The organism is Zymomonas mobilis subsp. mobilis ATCC 10988 (assembly GCF_000175255.2).
GTDB classification, from domain to species: domain Bacteria; phylum Pseudomonadota; class Alphaproteobacteria; order Sphingomonadales; family Sphingomonadaceae; genus Zymomonas; species Zymomonas mobilis.
Genome location: NC_017262.1, coordinates 573372 through 593135 on the forward strand (window position 1 = coordinate 573372; position 19764 = coordinate 593135).

The following is a 19764-nucleotide window of genomic DNA, read 5'->3' on the forward strand; positions in this document are numbered from 1 at the left end:
TTAAATTACCTCTGAAAAGGACAATGCCTGTAATAATCCTAGAGAGGAGTCTTCCCTTTCGTAAGGGAACACAGCTTACCAGCTATAACAATATTGTAGGATAGGAGCCTTTTATGGATTTACAGCTCACGGGCAAAACCGCGCTTGTCACCGGATCGACCTCCGGTATCGGCCTTGCGATTGCGCAAAGATTTGCCGAAGAAGGGGCTAATGTCATTATCTGCGGCCGCAGTCAGGGTAAACTAGATGCCGCTCTCAAAACATTTCCAGCGCCAGAAAAAGTCAAAGCTGTTTTAGCGGATGCGGGCAGCCAAGCGGGTATCGAAGCTCTGACAAAAGAGGTTCCTGCGGTTGATATTCTAATCAATAACCTTGGAATATTTGAACCAAAGGCCTTCTCTGACATTACCGATGATGAATGGCACCATATTTTCGAAGTCAATGTCATGAGCGGTGTCCGGCTTTCTCGTTACTATTTTCCGCAAATGATCGAGAAAAACTGGGGACGCATTATCTTCGTCTCAAGCGAATGTGGCGTGGTTACCCCAGGCGATACTATCCATTATGCCATGACGAAAACGGCACAATTAGCGATATCGCGCGGCCTCGCTGAAGAGACTAAAGGCACGGCTGTCACCGTCAATACAATTCTACCGGGGCCCACAAAATCCGAAGGCAGTACGGCTTTCATCAGAGCGGCTGTCGCCAATGACAGTCTTTCAGAAGAAGAAATGGAAGCCGAATTTTTTAAAAAAATGCGCCCCCTTTCTTTGCTGCAACGCCGCTGCGATCCGGCGGAAATTGCAGCCCAAGTCGCTTTACTTTGCAGCCCCTTCGGAGCCATCACGAACGGAGCAGCCATCCGGCTTGAAGGCGGAATTATCCCAACAATTCTATAAAGAAATACCGGTATTGCTCCCGCATTGGGTGGGGGCAATATTTCGCTTCAAACAGCCTGCATCAGATAACCCAAAATTCTTCTAAACCTATCAAAAAACACTTATATCAAAGGCATTCAGAGGCCGTCTTTTTAACTTTTAACGCTATTTAACAGCAGACAAGTTTTATTACCAAAAAAACTATTTTGATTACGGCATATAAATGTTATGTTATAACATAAATAATAATTTACCCCTCCTATTGATTGAGGCCTTATGATAATTCCTTTGTTATTTTTGGTCACAGACCTCGATACGGAACCGCCCCCTCCTCCGGCTTTGCCCATACCGGTGGTCACCACAACCAATCTGCCGCCGCAAAAAAGCTGTAAAGTAAAACGCATTCCCAGCCGCCCTACTCGTATTGCTGTATGTCATTAACTAATTTTCGTTATTGAAAATCAATATCAATAACTGTAGACTTCACGCCCATATGAAGATATGATATATTATATCATCTAGAGGCGCAGAAAGTGAAATCAGAAAAAAAGGTCAAAAGGCGTTTTCTGAAAAAGACAACGCTTGTAACAATGCTTTTAAGCAGTATCTGCTGCGTTCAAACTCTGTCATCAGCCGCCAGAGCTGAAGATATTCCGGTCGAAGAAAACGCATCAAATGATGAAACCGCCGAAAAAAATACTTCTCCCACGCCCAGAAGCCATTCCAAAGAAAAAATATCGCAAAGCGTCACATCAAAAGATATTGAAGTAGTCGCCTCACGAAAAGACCTCCTCGGAAAGACCAGCACAGCCAGTGAAGGCTCAATCACAGCCAAAGAAATCCAACTACGACCCGCCTATCGCGTTGGACAGATATTGGAAGCGGTTCCGGGTTTGGTTGTCACGACCCATTCTGGTGAAGGTAAGGCCAATCAATTCCTCTTACGTGGCTTTAACCTCGATCACGGAACTGACCTTGCAACTTTTGTTGATGATGTGCCGGTTAACGGAGCCACTAATGCTCATGGTCAAGGCTATACTGATATCAACTTTCTTATTCCCGAAACACTTGGCGGGGTAGATTACACAAAAGGGCCTTTTCACGCGAATATTGGCGACTTTGGTGTTGCTGGCTCCGATCATATGAAGCTGGCTGATGATATTCCCCGCCAAGTTTCCTTCAGCGGTGGTACCTTGGGCGACTATCGCTTCTATATTGGCGGAACAACGCATTTCAAAAATGGCGACCGTTGGGTTAATGCGCTAAGCCTTCAACATGCTGATGGGCCATGGAAATATCCCGACAATGCACGGTCTATTCGGGCAATGTCGCATTATACCCATGGCGACAACTCGGACGGTTTTGATGTAACGGCGATGTATTATCGTGGCAAATGGCGCGCCACCAATGACCAACCGATAGAAGCCATCGAAACGGGCATGATCAGTCGTTATGGCTCACTCGATCCTACCGATGGCGGCTTTGCCGAACGCTATGGCATTTCCGGCCATTATCGTAAATCAGGTTCCAACTGGAAATTTGTTACCAGTGCCTTTGCTACCCATAGCCGAATGACATTATGGAATGACTTCACACATTATCTGGACGATCCCGTTAACGGTGACCAACACTCCCAACACGAAGCCAGAACGACATTCGGTGGCAGTGCTGTTTATAGCCGCAACGACTATATCGGCGACTTTAAAACGGATACGCAGGTTGGTCTTCAAGGTCGCTATGATATTCTATACGTCAATCGCCGCCATACCTACCACCGCCAAGCGCTTGAAGAATGCCCAGGCAGTTTAAACCCCAGTGGCCGATATCTCTGTAATGGCGATAATATCAATCTGGGCGCAGTCGGCTTTTATGTCGAGAATACAACCCATTGGTTACCATGGCTCCGCACAGTTGTCGGCTTCCGCGAAGATTATCAAGGTGGCACCGATGATAATCTTGTGGATGGCAGCACTACAAAAAAACATCAATGGCTTTTCCAGCCCAAAGGCAGCTTGATTTTCGGGCCTTGGAAAAATACGGAACTCTATTTTAGCGGTGGTAAAGGCTATCACTCGAATGACTTCCGTTCGGTTTCAGGCTCTTATTCGGCGGACCAATTTGCACAAAATTCTGTCAAAGTGCCTTTGATGACCGCCGCCGTCAGCGGTGAAATCGGCATTCGAACGACCCCCATCAAAAATTTACATATGCAAGCCGCCGTTTTCCTGATCGATTTCGATTCCGAGCTTAGCTATGACGGCGATGCGGGCGTCAACACCCCGGGGCCTGCCAGTCGGCGTAAAGGGGTGGAATTTTCGGCACAATATAACCCGCTGTCATGGCTAGAATTTAATACAGATTTGTCTTTTGCCCATGCGCGTTACCGAACAAAAGACCCTTCGCAATATGGAATTGACGGCCTTTACGTGACGAATGCCCCTAAATTTGTTTGGGCTTTTGGTGTTTTGGCAGATTCTCACAAGGCTTGGTATGGCAGTTTGCAAGTCCGCTGGCTGGGCAGTTATCCTCTCAACGAAGATAATTCTTTACGCTCCAAAGGCTATAGAGAAGTCAATCTTAGCGTCGGTTACAGAGTCTCTAAAAGGCTGCGTTTTGAAGCCAGTATCTTTAATTTATTCAACAACCATGGCTATGCTGCACAATATGCCTATGATTATCGTTTAACACCGACTTCGGCCGTCAGTACAGGAGCAACCGGCCATTCTATCGAGCCAAGATCAGCTAGATTTTCTGTCATCGGTAATTTTTAGACAACGCAAAAATAATGACTATAGTCTTTAAACGACTTAACTGGGGGGAACCAACTTTATGCGCTCTATGTTACCCGCTTTATTGATGACCTCGATGGCATCCATTCCGGCAATGGCCGCAGTGGCTCATAACGACCCTTATATCTGGCTCGAAGAATTTTCTTCACCCAAAGCGATGGCATGGGTCAAAAGCCATAATGACAAAAGCACTAGCCTTTTGGAATCAGACAGCCGCTATAAAACGCTTTATCAAGAAGCCCTCGCCATCGGATCGGCCAAGGATCGCATCCCGATGCCGAGCTTTTTGCAGGGTGAAATCTATAATTTCTGGAAAGATAGCGATCATCTTCGCGGGATATGGCGCAAAACCAGCTTGGAAGATTACCGTAACGCGACGCCTCATTGGCAAACGGTGCTTGATATAGATGCTTTGGGTAAAGCAGAAGGCAAAAGCTGGGTGCTCCATGGCATTGACTGTTTCCAGCCGGATCAACGGCTTTGCTTAATATCTTTATCGGATGGTGGCGAAGATGCCGCCGAAATTCGCGAATTTGATCTGACAACAAAGCAATTTGTCAAAGATGGCTTTCACCTGCCGCGCGGGAAACATCGCGTTACATGGGAAGATAAAGATCACCTGCTGATTGCAACCAATTGGACAAAGGACGACCTCACGGAATCCGGCTATCCTTTTATCGTCAAGCGGCTGGCACGCGGCCAATCTCTTGATCAAGCGCAAGAAATTTATCGCGGCAATAAAAGTGACGGCGGCTATGGCATAACGCCCACGACTCTTCGCGACGGTCAAAATAACGCATTAACGGTCATCGAACGGCCGCTAGACACCTTTCATCATCAAAGTTTTGTGCTGACAAAAACGGGGATAAAACAGCTTCCCATCCCTGATAAAGCCAGCCTTGTCGAACTGGTCGCAGGACGCGTTATTTTATCTCTTGATGAATCATGGCAAAATGGCAGCACGCTATTTTCAGCTGGTTCGATTGTCTCAATAGACCTTGATGCGCTTTTGCAGTCACCCGACCAGCTAAAGGCAACGCTTGTCTGGCAGCCGACAGCAAAGGAAGCCTTTAACGGCCTGACTTCGACTAAAAACCGGCTGTTACTTTCTATTTTGGATAACGTCCAAGGTCGGGCTATCGCTTTCACGCCCACCGCCCATAACCAATGGACGGCGGAAACGCTGCCCTTGCCAGATAAATTGGCGATAGAATTGGGGTCAAGCGACAGCCAAAGCGATCGCGCCTTTATCGAGGTTAGCGGATTTGTCACGCCATCCACGCTTTATCTAGCCGATACCGCACAAGACAAAATCGAAAGCGTTAAAGCCCTTCCCCCTCAATTCGATGCGTCAGAGGATGTCGTCGAACAGCTTGAAGCCACCTCCACAGACGGCACGAAAATTCCTTATTTTGTCGTCCATCGGAAAAACATCAAATATGATGGCACCACGCCGACCTTAATGACGGCCTATGGCGGTTTTCAGGTCAGTAATACACCTTATTATTCAGCTTCGATTGGCAAGCTCTGGCTCGAAAAAGGCGGAGCCTTTGTTCTCGCTAATATTCGGGGCGGCGGTGAATTCGGGCCCGCATGGCATGAAGCTGGATTAGGCACAAAGAGGCAGATCATTTATGATGACTTTGCTTCCGTTGCCAAGGATCTGATGGCGCGTAAAATAACATCACCGCGTCATCTAGGTATTCAAGGCGGCTCCAATGGTGGTCTTTTGATGGGGGTCGAAATGACCCAGCATCCCGAACTTTGGAATGCGGTGGTTATTCAGGTGCCTTTGCTGGACATGTTAAGAATATCCAAAATTGCAGCCGGTGCCTCATGGCAAGGTGAATATGGCGACGTCAACCAAGACCCTAAAGTAAGAGCCTTCTGGGAAGGTCTCTCACCCTATCATAACCTCAAGCAAGGCGTAAAATATCCCGAACCCTTCATTTTTACGACCACCAAAGATGATCGCGTTGGGCCCCAACATGCTCGTAAATTTGCAGCCCGCATGGAAGAAATGAAGCTGCCTTTTTATTATTATGAAAATACCGAAGGCGGCCATGGCTCTGGCGCAGATTTAAAACAGACCGCCAGAACACAGGCCTTAACCATGACGTATCTTTATCGCAAATTGCTGTAATCCGCTGTCCTTAACTGCCGGATAATCTATTTATCCGGCAGACTTTTTATTCATCATCGGACACCGCCTCACCAGAATAATCATCACGACTGCAAGACCGCTTATAACCATTCTCTATAGTGCATAGGTGAAATTGGCCGTTTTCTTTCAAAACAGCCTTGCCGCTATATGCATTATCACAAGATATTTTTTCGCCATCTTCTATCTTGCATAGGTGATAATCCCCTCTGTCTTTTACGACAGCTTGCCCCGTATACCATCCTTGGCAGTTTCCCCATCCATTAGACACGTTGCATTTTAAATAATCACCGCCATCCTTCACAACGGCTTTACCCGTGAACCAACCGCCGCAAGAAAATTTACTACCACCAGAAATACTGCACTCGCTGTAATAGCCCCGATCTCTCACGACGGCTTTACCCGTGAACCAACCACCACAAGAAAATTTACTACCGCCAGAAATATTGCACTCGCTGTAATAGCCCCGATCTCTCACAACGGCTTTGCCCGTGAACCAGCCACCGCAAGAAAATTTACTACCACCAGAAATTTTACATTCACTGTAATAACCTCTGGCGAAACTCACTGAACTGCACAACAACAGCAAGCCTGCCAACCCTTTAAATCGAAAACGCATTATCCAATCCTTTGTCAGCGATTTAATCAATATCGGACATGCCCCGTCTTTTAACCTCGATACGATAGCAATCGCTAAATACAAAAAAGGCAGGAAAAGCCGAGCCATCCCCACCCTTTTGGAACTAAACGAATTAAAAATTTATAAAATTATCACAGCAAGACTTTGCCACCTTTAATAGTATGGGTCACTTTCCCTCGCATCATTCGACCATCAAAAGGCGAATTGCCTGCTTTGGCAGCCATCTTGGCACTATCAAGCTGCCATTCCCGATCTATATCGAAAATAACAATATCAGCTTCGTCACCGACAGACAGACCGCCGCCTTCACAACCCAATAATTGCGCGGCATTAACCGATAACAATTCAACCAATCGGGACAAATCAATGACACCCTGATGCACCAATTCCAAAGAGGCCGATAACAATGTTTCGGCTCCGGCCATACCGGGCTTGGCATCAATAAAGGGAAGACGCTTATCCTCGGCATCGCGCGGGTCATGGGCGGAACAGAACATATCAATTACACCGTCGAGCAAGGCTTCAACCGAAGCCAAACGGTCATCTTCACCTCGTAAAGGCGGTGACAAACGCGCAAAAGTCCGAAAATCTTCGGTATGTCGATCCGATAACAATAGATAAGCCGGATTGATACCTACCGTTACCTTAACGCCTTTTTCTTTCGCCTGACGGATCAAATCAAAACTTTTTTTCGTGGTCAGTTGGGCAAAATGGATTTTACAATCGGTTTCTTCAGCCAACATCAAATCACGTGCGACAACTATTGCTTCGGCAACCGCCGGAGCTGCCCTTAGACCAAGGCGGCTGGCCATCAACCCTTCGGTTGCAACACATCCCTTGGTCAAACCACCATCTTCGGCATGACTGATAACCGTCAATCCCAAAGAAGCCGCATAATCAAGCAAGCGATACATCAAACCGGAATCGGCAATCCACTGCCGCCCTGTCGCGACCGCCTTAGCACCCGCCCTTTGCATCAGGCCGATTTCCGCCAATTCTTGCCCTTGAAGGCCGCGACTACCTGCCGCCAAAGGATAGACCTCAACCGCCTCACCACCGGAGGCCTTGGCGCGCTGAATCAAAGCGGCCTCATCCAAAGCAGGCGACTGATCGGGCATCAAAGCCACGCGACCAATCCCGCCCTTAATAAAGGCCGGAAGATCAACAGAAAACACGGTTGGGTCAATAATCGCCGGAGCAATATAGCCGCCTTCGGCATCAATCACCTTATCGGCTTGGCTGGGGTCAATCTGGCCACGGGCGGCAATCCGCCCCTCTTTAAGCAGCAAGCCACCTTCGACTATCTTTTGGGAAGCAGGATCAATCAATCTGCCATTGATAATTGCGATGAAACTCATGCCCAACCTTTCACACCGCGCCGTTGACGGGTCAGCACATCCAAACAGGCCATCCGCATGGCAACACCCATTTCGACCTGTTCCGTAATAGCCGAATATTTCAGATCATCCGCCACAGCGGAATCGATTTCAACACCGCGATTTAACGGCCCCGGATGCATAACCAGAACATCATCCGCCGCCAATTTCAGTTTTTCGACCGTCAAACCGAACAAAGCATGATATTCGCGCAAAGAAGGAATAAACCCGCCCGCCATTCTTTCCGTTTGTAAACGCAACATCATCACGACATCCGCGCCAGAAATCGCCTTATCTAAATCATGAAAGACTTCAACGCCCAAGGCTTCGATATGGGGAGGGATCAATGTTGAAGGGCCCACAATGCGAACATGCGCCCCTAATTTCTGTAAAGCGATAATATCCGAACGGGCAACACGACTATGCATAATATCGCCACAAATAGCGACAACCAGTCCTTCAAACCGCCCCTTTCGGCGGCGAATGGTCAAAGCATCTAACAAAGCCTGCGTCGGATGCTCGTGCTGACCGTCACCGGCATTCAAAACCGGACAGTCCACTTTATCGGCAATAAGCTGGACAGCACCCGAAGCCTGATGGCGAATAACCAACATATCCGCATGCATGGCATCAAGGGTTACTGCTGTATCAATCAGCGTTTCACCCTTTTTAACACTAGACTGGGCAACAGCCATATTGACTACATCTGCCCCCAAACGCTTTCCGGCGATCTCGAAAGAGAGCAGCGTTCGGGTTGAATTTTCGAAAAAAGCGTTAATCTGGGTCAAACCGGCCAGACTGTCATCATGCTTGACAGCCGCCGCCCGATTAAGGGCAACCCAGCGTTCCGCCTCATCGAGCAGAAAAAGGATTTCATGAGCCGCAAGCGGCGCGATGCCAAGTAAATGGCGATGGGGAAAAGGTAAAGTAAAAGACATCAAAATAGAGGCTTACCTTCTCTTTTCGCGACATTCAATATCAGAAAAGGCTCGAAAAGCAGAAAAAACAAAAACCGGCTTTTGCGCCATAAATTAAGAATAAAAGTCTTTTCTTAGTCACCAGACAAGTCTCTAGGTTTTGTTGACAAAGGAAGGTAACCACAATTTTACGGCCGCGAGATGAAGGAAGGCGAGAAAAGATTTTCTGGTTTTGTCATAGCGTGTGGCAATGCGCCTGAACTGCTTTAGCTTATTAAACATCCGCTCAATACGATTACGATCTTTGTAGTGCTGGAGATTATAAGGAATAGGCTTTTTTCGATTGGAACGAGGCGGGATAACAGGAAGAATGCCTCGAAAAAGCAGTTTTTCGCGTAACCTATCGCTATCATATCCTTTATCAGCGAGAAAACAGTGGGGTGTTGTGACAGGGATATCTATCAAGCTATCAGCGCCAGAATAATCAGAGACCTCACCACCGGTTAGTGCGAAAGCTAGAGGGCGGCCTTGACCATCGGAACGGGCGTGGATCTTGCTCGTAAAGCCTCCGCGACTGCGACCAAAGCCTTCCTTATACGTCCCCCTTTTGCGCCAGCCGCTTGGCTGTGGGCGCGAATAATCGTACTATCTATCATATGTTGCCAGTCATCTGTCAGGCCAAGGTCAACGAGAGTTTCAAGAAGAGCGTCCCACACACCCTGTTCTGCCCACCTACGAAACCGAACATAGACCGAATTCCATTTCCCATAACGTTCATGCATATCTCGCCACGGGCAGCCTGTTCGAAGCACATAAAGCATACCATTGAGAAATAACCGATTACTTTTGGCGGGACGCGCGCAGCGGCCTCGTTCGCTTGGAAGAAGACCCTGTATTATCTCCCACTCCGCGTCCGTCAGATCTCCTCGCATCCTATCTACCCTACAAAACTTGTTCTCAAGTTATCTCTAAAAATCTTAAATTATACCCTTTGTCAACAGAACCTAGCTTTAATAGATTATCGATATTTTTTAATGAAAATATTAAAGCAAGAATTCAGGATAAAATTACAAAATACTAAGGGTTAATACTACCTGTAAAAGCAGGATACATAGTAGGAGAAAGATAATTATTTTGTGATGGGACAGATTGCTGCTCAAATCCAGCTTTAGATCTGGCAACAGAAGATAACCATCTCCTATAGTAAATTTGATATTCGCTATCATTCATTGCAGATCTATAATTGATATTTCGGCCCTTTTTATCTGAGCATTCAATGACATCTTCTTTATATATTTTATATTTTTTACAGAGTTTATCTCCACTCCAATAATATTTCCCATTAATTTTATTTGGCAAATTGGAGCTCGCACAGGCGCTTAGAGAAAATAATAAAATAGCTAATGTCTTTTTCATAATATTCTATTAAATATTATATTCAAATAATTTGCAATTATTTTCATTCTAAATTGATAGAATTACATTCCGTTTATTAACATGCTTTAAGTATACGACTATGTCTAAAATTATAATATTTCACGAATGTGATATTAATTTTAAAAGATAGAGATAAATCCTAGTCCATCTGTCATTGCCCGCAACCACAGGCATAACAAGATATTCTGACCGGAAGCATGGGTAAAAAATATACCCATGGCTCCGGCCAAAAATATTTTCAATTTTAGAAACCGGTACTGAGTGTCATCATAGCCGAGAAAGGCGATGCAATACCGTAAGTCGGGGCTGACCCTTTGACCATTTGCCCATTCAAAGCTTTGACGTACTGAGCATTGGTCGTCACACCCGAAGCATAGTTGAGATAATGCTTGTTGGTAATGTTGGCGAGGTTGAAACGAATAGTCGGGCTCTTCAAACCGCCCCAACTGTTGAAGCGATATCCACCACCGATATTCATACGAACATAGGAAGGCACCTGTTCGTCATTCATAAAGGTCGAATATTGCGACCCTACATATTTCAAGCTGAAGTTACCGAAGATATGACCGTTGTCATAATCGAGGCCAAAACCAACCTGATAGCGCGGCGTTTGTGGTGCAAATTTGCCTTTTGTTGGCAAAAGAGCAGAAACACCGGATCCAGACGCCATCAAATTACTTTTCGTGCGGGCATCAATATATTCCGCAGAAACATAAGGCCGAATATTATAGATAGGACGGGTACCGATTTCAAAATCGACACCATTCGTCGTCTGGTTACCGCCGTTGATACTGGTTGAATAGTAAGAAGTCGGATTCTCTGGATCAATGATCGTTTGAGAAAACAGACGGTTATGAAAGTCGTAATGGAAATAGGTCAAAGAGGTATTGATTACCTTACCTTGATAGCGCCATCCGAATTCTTCTGAAATCGTCGTTTCCGGTTTCAACCCCGTCGCGGCATGGTTGCTATAGCCACTACCGGCATAATAGGTGCCGGAGTCATAAAGAGAGCTATTCATCGGAACACGGTAATTGGTCGAGACCGAGAAGAATAACTGATGCTCGTCATTGATTTTATAGCGAATAGAACCGGTCGGTAAGACGGCGCGATAAGTTTGGTTAATAACTTCACCCGTAGAGGTGTCGGGAAGATAATTCCGTCCCATTCTTTTAATGATGGAGTATTTTACACCCGCATCAATAGTCAATTTATTATTCAGGAGCGAGATACTGTCACCAATGAAAGGCGTATGAATGACCGTGCGGGTTCTTGTATCCCGATATTCAGCCTTTTCGCCATTCGCCAAAATCACATTTGAACCACCACCCCATTTATCATAGGGATTTCCGTTTTCATCAATCAATGAATAAGGCGCGGTTTGGCGCTGGTTTGAATATTCAAACCAATAACCCACCATCAAACGGTTGATACCTTTTGTCCATGTCCATTTGGTGACCGCACCCGGACGATAGGTCTTGGTGATAGACGGTTCATAGAGCAAAGTCTGCCCGTAATTTTTTCCATCAACCGTGCCGCTCATGGTTTGGGAACCATAGGACATCTTATTCATATCAGTCCAATAGGCACCACCGCCATTACCGTTACCATACCAGAAATAAGGCGTTTCAGTCAGCACCATATTATGTCCAAGATTAAGACGCGTAGGGGCGCTAATATAAATATTGGTAAACGGATTGGGATGTAACCTGTAATAGGTCGCGTTGGCTTTGGTATTTCCAGTATAATCCGAACTATAAACGGTATTAGCTGTCCCCGAAACAGGACCACCCATCACGCCAATGCCATATTTATCCCAAGAAGCCATATTAACACTGGGGGTATTATAGTTATTGAGGTTATTTCCGACGACAACCAGCGATGCTCGGTTATCTTTACCCCATTCCTTGACGACTTTCATTTCACCGTGAAGTTTTCTTTCAGTGCCGGGGCCACGCCATAAATTTTCATGCGTATCCGAGAAAGAGAAATAAGCACGGGTACCGGAATTGCCGATTTCACCGGTATCAAAACGGGCAAATCCACGGAAAGTCTTATAGGAACCATACGTAAAATTGGCTCGTCCGCCCATTTTTTTAGCCGGATCGATCATATACATATTAACGACACCGCCCGCGGCACTAATCGTCGGGCTATCGAGATCGGCAGAACCTTGAGCCACCTGAATGGTTGACAAGTTTTCTGAATCAACAATTTCCTGCGGATAAACAGCGTAGTTACCGATATCGTTTAACGGAAAGCCTTCCAATGTATAGCCCATTGAGGCTTCGTTCATACCACGAACCGAGGTATGCCCTCCCGTCAAACCCATTGGGTCAGAATCTGAAGAGTTGACACCCGGCAAAAGGGCAATCAACTGCATCGGGTTCAAACCAGGTGTCTGCTTCTCAATATAATCGCGGGTAATACTAGATTTCGATTTAGGGGCATCTTCCTTAATCATCAGACCGCCGCCGATAGCGCGTCTATTGACACCATCAATATAAGAATGACGCCCCGTAACAACGATACTTTTTTCATCTGTTGGGGCAGTCTGACCAATCATACTGGGACGGTCATTTTTATTTTCTTGAATATCGCTTTTATCTATCTTTTTTTCGCTATATTGTTCTTTTTCTAAAGCATTATTTGCCAATGCCGCAGAATACCACAATGAAGGACATAGTGAAGAACATAGAAAAAATATTTTTAACTTGTGTTTTTTAATAGAAAAATGTCTTTTGCTTTTTACGGAAGTGGTTTTCATCATTTACCCCCCTACTTATAGAGGGTGTATAGATTTTAATTGTTACGCTATTATTGCAGTAATTTTTACGTTTAGTGACACAGCCATTAATGAGAACGGCAATTTATTAATACATCGCGACTCAAAACATTCACCATTTAATAAAATTAAACCTCAAATATAGAAATAAATTATTATTAATTATAATAAAAATATATAAGTAAAATTAATATTTTTCCTTTTCTAAAAAATAGAAAAATCATCCCATTTTATTCAAAAATACAGAAAAAAAGGCGCAAGATTTTACACTGCGCCTTAGATAACCAATTTATATTTAATTTTTAGTGAGAAGGCCGTTTCTTAAACAGGCTTTTCAAACGGAAAAAACCGATAATCATCACCACAATAAAAACGAAACCAGCACCGGATAACAGCCAAGGCATCATTCTCATCAACAAAGCAGGCGTGCTTTTATTGGCTCTAAAATCTGCGACTTGTTGGATAGAAACCGGTGGAATAGCCTTATTACCGAAACGGGAAATGACATAATTAGCAATAGCCGCAATCTGACTATCGTTTAATTCATCAGCATAAGAAGGCATCCCTGCGATACCGTCGTTACTTTTACGTTCAATACCGTTAAGAATAGTCATAACCAGATTATCGGCAACAAGACCACCTGTCGCACTATTATGCGTCAGTGACGGATAAAAATGGTCAGCCGTCCCTTCCCCATTGCGACCGTGACAACTGGCGCAGGCATTTTCGTAAAGCAACTGCCCATCGACCGAACCGGCATCACTCATAGCCATCGCCGTGCGGCTGGTAACCGGTTCAACATCGACTAAATGGGCAGGCGTTTTATTTTCAAAACTGAAACGAGATTGCTTTGCTCCCGTCAAATTCTGGGGAGCCACTGTTTTCAGATAAGCCGCCATCGCACGGAGATCGGCATCCGATAAAAAGCGCAAACTATATTCAATCGCTTCCGCCATACTACCGGCGGCCTGCGCCTTACCGTTAACATGCCCAGTTTTCAGATAGCGGGCAATTTCTTCCTCGCTCCAACTCCCGATACCTTCGGTTTCATCCGGTGTAATATTGGGCGCATACCAGCCACCAACAGAAGTTCCGGTCAAATAACGCCGCCGAGATTCTGCCATGAAGAAATTTCGCGGTGAATGACAAGTGCTACAATGGGCTAGCGTATCGACCAGATAATGCCCGCGATTGATTTCATCGCTGACCTTGGGATTATTTTTGAAAGGCTTGTCATGCAGGAACAGTAAATTCCATCCCGACATCAACAGACGCAGATTAAATGGGAATGAAAGTTTTGTAACGGCTTGGGGTTTTTCATCTACCGGAGCCACGCCCTGCATAAAATAGACATAAAGGGCATGAACATCCTGATCGCTCAATCCGGCATAAGCTGTGTAAGGCATAGCCGGATAAAGATAGGCACCATCTTTTCGGATACCTTTTCTCAAAGCGCGACTAAAATCCTGTTCGCTATAATTACCAATACCGGCCGTTTTTGAAGGGCTGATATTAGGCGAGATAATACTACCCATCGGGGACGCAATTGCATAGCCACCAGCATAAGGCGGCGCATTGTTGGCATTACCCCGATGGCAGGCAATACAATCCCCCGCTTTAGCGAGATAAGCCCCCCGTTCCAGATCAGAAGAAAAGCCATTGGTCGCCGAAGAAGCGGCAACATTTTTCTGAACAACCACCGGCGGGCTAACAGGCATACTAGTCTGACTCTTTTCAGCCCATGCCATAGCTGGAAGCGATACACAAAAAGCCAGTCCTGCCACGGATGCCAGACGATGGAAAAAAGGTCTCATCATCATATGCCTTTCTTATACTTCGCGCGCGATGATATCAGCGATACGGATCGCCAAAGCGACCCCTGTCAAAGTCGGATTCACGACGCCCGCCGCCGGAATGACACCCGTCGTTGCCAAAAACAAATTGTGATGGTCAAAGCTACGACATTCGCCATTCACGACTGAATCTGCGGGATTTTTACCCATAATGACAGATCCCATAATATGGTCATGATTCTGCCATTCGCTGACTTCATTGACGATGCTGCCATTCATGCCCGCCGCAATCCGACGGTAGTCACGCATAATAATATCCTTAGCCGCTTCGGTATAAGCCGGAACATCATAATGGACAGATAAAGTCGGTAAGCCCAAAGCATCTCTTTTGGTCGGATGAGGAATAACGCGGTTGCTCGGCATAGGCAGGGTTTCAAGCATAGAAGAAATATCGACCCAACGCGCCGCATCGTGGCGGATGCGCTCATCTAATTCTTTTCCGAAAATTCCCTGCGCAATCAACCGCTCAGTAACCGCCATATTGGGAACGGCATTTCCGATATTATGCTTGGAAGCCGCATAGCGGCGACGATGGTTACCATCACGCATATTGACGATACAGGCTTCTTCAACCGTGCCACGCCCTGCCCATAAAGGCTCATCGGCTAAAAACTGTATCGCCAGACCATTATGATCCATAATATTCCGACCAACCTGATCGGAAGAATTGGCAACATCGGACATCAATAATAATTTCGGCGTTTCAAAACCATGGGCGGCGACAATAAAATAGCGCGCTGTCAGCTTTTTATCCTCGCCCTTAGTTGTCCGATAATGCACAGCCTCGATTTTATTCCCGCTTCCTTTTTCCAGCTTGAAAGCGGTGGCCTCGGTCAACAGCTTAGCCCCCGCCTTTACGGAATGACGGGCATGAACATCACCGCTATACATCGACCCAATCGGACAAACCGGCATACAGTTGTTATTGCCGGAACAGGCTGGACGACCATCATAAGGCTGATTGGTCGGTCGCGCGGAAGGTTCCTGCACGAAACGATAGCCTAATTTCTCTAAACGGTCATTCATCCGACTGGTCATGTAGTTGATACCATCAGACGGCATCGGGTATTCTTTTGAACGCGGCGGAAAATGCTTTCTCCCCTGCCCGCTTTGATCTTCATCTGATCGCCCTGATACGCCTAAGGCTTCTTCGGCTCTGCAATAATAAGGCTCCAAATCATCATAGGAAATCGGCCAATCCCGTCCGACACCATAAAGGCTTTTCAACTTCATATCACTGGGCAGATAACGCCATGCACAGGCTGCCCAATGCCATGTTGTGCCACCAACCAGTTTCAACATTCCGGGAAGATAGGCAAAGGAGCCCGTATTCTCGATATAATCCTTGGCAAAAGAGGTCGGAGCCGTGGCCGCATTGGGATAAGGATCGTTGTAGTTATTTTTTCGGGGTGATGTCCGAAAATTTTCAGTAATTTTCCAGCGGGGAATGGATTTTCCGGCTTCCAGAATAATAACAGATTTACCCTGCTTGGCTAATTCATACGCCGCATTATTACCTAGCGCGCCTGAACCGATTACAATGACATCGGCATCATATTCCATGGGAGGCTCTTTTCTTTCGGATAAGAGGAATGGATCGTGTCGAAAGGGATAACAACCCTAATCCTGTTTGATAGTGGCAGGCGGATTAACCCAATAGCTAGGTGCGCCACGGGCATAGCTGGGAATAACCGTGGCATCCATGGTCGGGCGATACATCAAAGCCCCGCTATAGGTAATAAAACGGGCATTATCTTCCATCGCATGACTGGCCGGTTCTCCGGCATAACCAAGATACCAAGCCGAAACGATCGTCTTGGCGGTCGCCATCAAAGCATCATCTTGCCCTATCGGAGATGTCCGCAACAAAGAAGAATCCGTTAATTTTTCAACAGCCAAGGCTTGCTGTAAATTCTGTAATTTTTCAGGAAAATGAGCATCCACCGCGATCAAAGCTGTCAGCGCGCGATTGGACAAAGCGCGATCAAGATCATGATGCCCTGTCAGGAAAGTCGAAATCTGAAAAAATTGATCCTGAAGCCGATCATTTTCATTTTTATCTTCAGCCAGCAAAGGTGCCGTTCCCGCAGCAACAGCACTTCCGGCAGAAAGCCCTGCGATTTTCAAAAATTCCCGTCGGGGAGACGGCTTTTTGTCAGACGGCTTTGGATGTTCCGGCATAGATTTCCCGATATAACAAGCAGTGAAAAAAGGTTAAATAATCTGGATATCATTACTTTTTAATAAAGAAACGGTTCCGTTGATATAGTAAAATCCTATCATGTTCATAATGAACCGAACCCAAATATCGGGATTATATACTATCTATCTAAAAAGGATGGATAAAATGACCTTTTTAAAATCATCATATCCATCGAAATAGTCTTAAAACATCGCAAAGGAATCGATAGCGCCTTGCAAGATATAGGCAGCGGCCATTTTATCGACGACTTCACTTCTTCTGGCACGACTGGCATCGGCTTCCAACAAGGTGCGCGTGACCGCTTTGGTTGACCAACGCTCATCCCACATCAAAACCGGCAAAGATAAAGGCGCAACATTTTTAGCAAAGGCACGCACCGATTGGGTTCTTGGACTATCGCTGCCATCCAGATTTAAAGGCAGACCGATAACCAACCCTTTTACCTGTTGTTTTTCAACAAATTGCCGCAGTAATTCCAAATCCAGCGTAAATTTCTTCCGTCTGATCGTCTCTGCCGGACTAGCAATAATCCACTGGCTATCGCAAAGGGCAAGACCGATGGTTTTTGTCCCGACATCCAAACCCGCCAAACGCCCTTTTCGCGGCAAAGCCTCCTGAAACAGACGAAGCTCTTCCTGTTTTTTCAGGATATTTTCTTCTCTTTTCTCGTCCAATCGGTTCAGACGAAAAGATTCAAATTCATTGTCATCATCATAGGGCATTCTGTTTCCTTCGTATTATTCTAATCAGGCTCAAAAACGACTTATAATCTATAGGAAGATAAAACCTATCCAATCGGTCATTGCCTGCCGCTATAGAAAATTTTTCAAAAAGGAAGAACGCCCTTACAAGAAAAGCGCCTTTTTAAAATTCTTTTTACCGGAAAAAGGCCTGTTTTCTTATTTGATCCTGTTCTGCTCTTGAAGCAAATCTTTGCCAGTGCTAGCGCAAAGATATGTCCGTCATAAATGCCAGTATTGTTCGCAAAATAGCGAAACTCGCCAGCATCGCCGTAACAGAGGAAGAGGTTACCGCGATGGTTCCTGAACTCAACGCCATATTGGGGTGGGGAGAGCAGTTATCTGCCATCAATACGGATGGTGTAGAACCGCTCACCTCGGTTATTGCCCAATCCCAGCGCCTAAGGGAAGACGAAGTCACCGTTCCCGATATCCGTGATGCCCTGATGGCCAATGCGCCCGAAGCAGAGCATGGCTTTTTCACTGTGCCAAAGGTGATCGAATAATGACCCGTCTTACAGATCTTGGTGTTACAGATTTACGCGATGGTATCGCAAAAGGTGACTTTTCAGCGAAAGAAGTCGCTGAAAGCTTTCTGACTGCCACCAATGAAGCTGAAAAGCTGAATGCTTTTATCACGCTCACCCCTGACCATGCTTTAAAACAGGCTGAAAAGGCTGACAAAGACCGCGCCTCCGGCCAGTTAAAACCGTTATCCGGTGTGCCGCTCGGTATCAAAGACCTGTTTTGCACCAACGGCTATCGCACCACTGCGGCCAGCAAAATTATCGACAATTTTGTGCCGCCTTATGAATCCACGATTACTGAAAAGTTATTCTCGGCAGGTGCTGGCATGGTCGGCAAACTGAATCTTGACCAGTTTGCTATGGGGTCTTCCAATGAGACCAGCGCCTTCGGGAATGTCATTTCTCCTTGGCGGCAAAAGGGCGATGACACGGCCTTAACGCCGGGCGGTTCTTCCGGTGGTTCGGCAGCAGCCGTCGCCGCTAAACTCGTTCCGGCCGCCACCGGTACCGATACCGGCGGCTCCATCCGTCAGCCCGCTTCTTTCACCGGCATCACGGGCTTAAAGCCGACCTATGGCCGTTGCTCCCGTTACGGGGTTATCGCCTTTGCCTCCTCGCTCGATCAGGCAGGTCCCATGGCTCATTCTGTCAAGGATTGCGCCGCTTTACTCGAAGTCATGGCGGGTTTCGATCCCAAAGATTCCACTTCTGTCGATGTGATGGTGCCGAATTGGGAAAAACTGCTTTCCTCTGACATTCGCGGCAAAAAAATCGGTATTCCAAAAGAATATCGCGTGGATGGCATGGCGCCCGAAATCGAAAGTTTATGGCAGCGTGGCATCGACATGATGAAGGATGCGGGTGCCGAAATTATTGATGTAAGCCTGCCCCATACGCAACATGCTTTGGCGGCTTATTATATCATTGCTCCGGCGGAAGCCTCCTCTAACCTCGCCCGTTACGACGGTGTTCGCTATGGTGAACGCAAAACGCCGGAAGGTGGCAATCTCGCGGATATGTATGCCGCGACCAGAGCGGCTGGTTTCGGTGACGAAGTCAAACGCCGGATTATGATCGGTACCTATGTGCTGTCTGCCGGTTTCTATGATGCCTATTATATCAAGGCACAGAAAATCCGTGCTTTAATTGCCCGCGATTTTGAAGCCGCTTTTGACAAATGCGATATTCTGCTGACTCCTGCAACGCCAACAGCTGCCTTTGCCCTTGGTCAAAAGCAAGAAGATCCCATCGCGATGTATCTGAACGATGTCTTCACAGTTCCGGCTTCTTTGGCGGGTCTCCCTGCAATGACGGTGCCGGTTGGCCTTAATGAACAGGGTCTGCCGCTTGGTTTGCAGTTGATCGGCAAGCCTTTGGATGAACAGAGCGTGTTAAATGCTGGCCTTGCTCTCGAAGAGCGCGCCGGATTTACCAGCCAGCCAAAGAAATGGTGGTAAA

General features: G+C 46.4%; 15 protein-coding genes and 1 pseudogene. 6 read left to right on the forward strand and 10 right to left on the reverse strand.

Features of this window, described 5'->3' with window-relative positions:
* Window positions 1–113 precede the first annotated feature (113 nt).
* The 4 genes from ZMOB_RS02570 to ZMOB_RS02580 all read left to right on the forward strand — a co-directional run bounded on the left by ZMOB_RS02570 (window position 114) and on the right by ZMOB_RS02580 (window position 5810).
* Window positions 114–899 (forward strand): SDR family NAD(P)-dependent oxidoreductase, encoded by a 786-nt coding sequence (locus ZMOB_RS02570; protein ID WP_014500550.1) that lies wholly within the window; start codon window positions 114–116, stop codon window positions 897–899.
* Between the two features lie 255 nt (window positions 900–1154).
* Window positions 1155–1319: a hypothetical protein gene (locus ZMOB_RS10225; protein ID WP_011240670.1), complete on the forward strand. Its 165-nt coding sequence runs from the start codon at window positions 1155–1157 to the stop codon at window positions 1317–1319.
* 92 nt (window positions 1320–1411) lie between these two features.
* On the forward strand, window positions 1412–3649 hold the full coding sequence (locus tag ZMOB_RS02575; protein WP_014500551.1) for a TonB-dependent receptor: 2238 nt from the start codon (window positions 1412–1414) through the stop codon (window positions 3647–3649).
* 58 nt (window positions 3650–3707) lie between these two features.
* Entirely contained in the window at window positions 3708–5810 is a 2103-nt protein-coding gene (locus tag ZMOB_RS02580) for a prolyl oligopeptidase family serine peptidase (protein WP_014500552.1), read from the forward strand.
* Window positions 5811–5856: 46 nt separating this feature from the next.
* Here the strand turns inward: ZMOB_RS02580 and ZMOB_RS02585 are convergent, their stop codons facing one another.
* The 10 genes and pseudogenes from ZMOB_RS02585 to ruvX all read right to left on the reverse strand — a co-directional run bounded on the left by ZMOB_RS02585 (window position 5857) and on the right by ruvX (window position 17761).
* Window positions 5857–6447 carry a hypothetical protein gene (locus tag ZMOB_RS02585; RefSeq protein WP_014500553.1) on the reverse strand — a complete coding sequence of 197 codons (591 nt, stop codon included), beginning with the start codon at window positions 6445–6447 and terminating at the stop codon, window positions 5857–5859.
* 152 nt (window positions 6448–6599) lie between these two features.
* On the reverse strand, window positions 6600–7826 hold the full coding sequence (locus ZMOB_RS02590) for a dihydroorotase (protein WP_014500554.1): 1227 nt from the start codon (window positions 7824–7826) through the stop codon (window positions 6600–6602).
* Window positions 7823–8782, reverse strand: coding sequence for an aspartate carbamoyltransferase catalytic subunit (locus ZMOB_RS02595; protein ID WP_014500555.1), 960 nt, complete (start codon window positions 8780–8782; stop codon window positions 7823–7825). Before ZMOB_RS02595 ends, ZMOB_RS02590 begins: the two co-directional genes overlap by 4 nt.
* A gap of 132 nt (window positions 8783–8914) precedes the next feature.
* Window positions 8915–9693 (reverse strand): annotated as a pseudogene (locus ZMOB_RS10555) (IS5 family transposase).
* A 145-nt stretch (window positions 9694–9838) separates the two neighbouring features.
* Window positions 9839–10177 (reverse strand): hypothetical protein, encoded by a 339-nt coding sequence (locus tag ZMOB_RS10150; protein ID WP_014500556.1) that lies wholly within the window; start codon window positions 10175–10177, stop codon window positions 9839–9841.
* A gap of 265 nt (window positions 10178–10442) precedes the next feature.
* The gene (locus ZMOB_RS02610; RefSeq protein WP_041573363.1) at window positions 10443–12968 is read right to left on the reverse strand and encodes a TonB-dependent receptor; all 2526 of its coding nucleotides are present in this window, start codon (window positions 12966–12968) and stop codon (window positions 10443–10445) included.
* 317 nt (window positions 12969–13285) lie between these two features.
* A complete protein-coding gene (locus ZMOB_RS02615) occupies window positions 13286–14803 on the reverse strand; it encodes a cytochrome c (RefSeq protein WP_252507003.1) in 1518 nt (505 codons plus the stop codon).
* A gap of 9 nt (window positions 14804–14812) precedes the next feature.
* Window positions 14813–16399 (reverse strand): GMC family oxidoreductase, encoded by a 1587-nt coding sequence (locus tag ZMOB_RS02620; RefSeq protein WP_014500558.1) that lies wholly within the window; start codon window positions 16397–16399, stop codon window positions 14813–14815.
* 57 nt (window positions 16400–16456) lie between these two features.
* Window positions 16457–17017: a sorbitol dehydrogenase family protein gene (locus ZMOB_RS02625; RefSeq protein ID WP_014500559.1), complete on the reverse strand. Its 561-nt coding sequence runs from the start codon at window positions 17015–17017 to the stop codon at window positions 16457–16459.
* A 204-nt stretch (window positions 17018–17221) separates the two neighbouring features.
* Entirely contained in the window at window positions 17222–17761 is a 540-nt protein-coding gene (ruvX, locus tag ZMOB_RS02630) for a Holliday junction resolvase RuvX (RefSeq protein WP_011240660.1), read from the reverse strand.
* Window positions 17762–17994: 233 nt separating this feature from the next.
* Between ruvX and gatC the strand changes: the two genes are divergently transcribed.
* Window positions 17995–18285 (forward strand): Asp-tRNA(Asn)/Glu-tRNA(Gln) amidotransferase subunit GatC, encoded by a 291-nt coding sequence (gatC, locus tag ZMOB_RS02635; protein WP_011240659.1) that lies wholly within the window; start codon window positions 17995–17997, stop codon window positions 18283–18285.
* Window positions 18285–19763 carry an Asp-tRNA(Asn)/Glu-tRNA(Gln) amidotransferase subunit GatA gene (gene gatA, locus ZMOB_RS02640; RefSeq protein ID WP_011240658.1) on the forward strand — a complete coding sequence of 493 codons (1479 nt, stop codon included), beginning with the start codon at window positions 18285–18287 and terminating at the stop codon, window positions 19761–19763. Before gatC ends, gatA begins: the two co-directional genes overlap by 1 nt.
* Window position 19764: the final 1 nt, after the last annotated feature.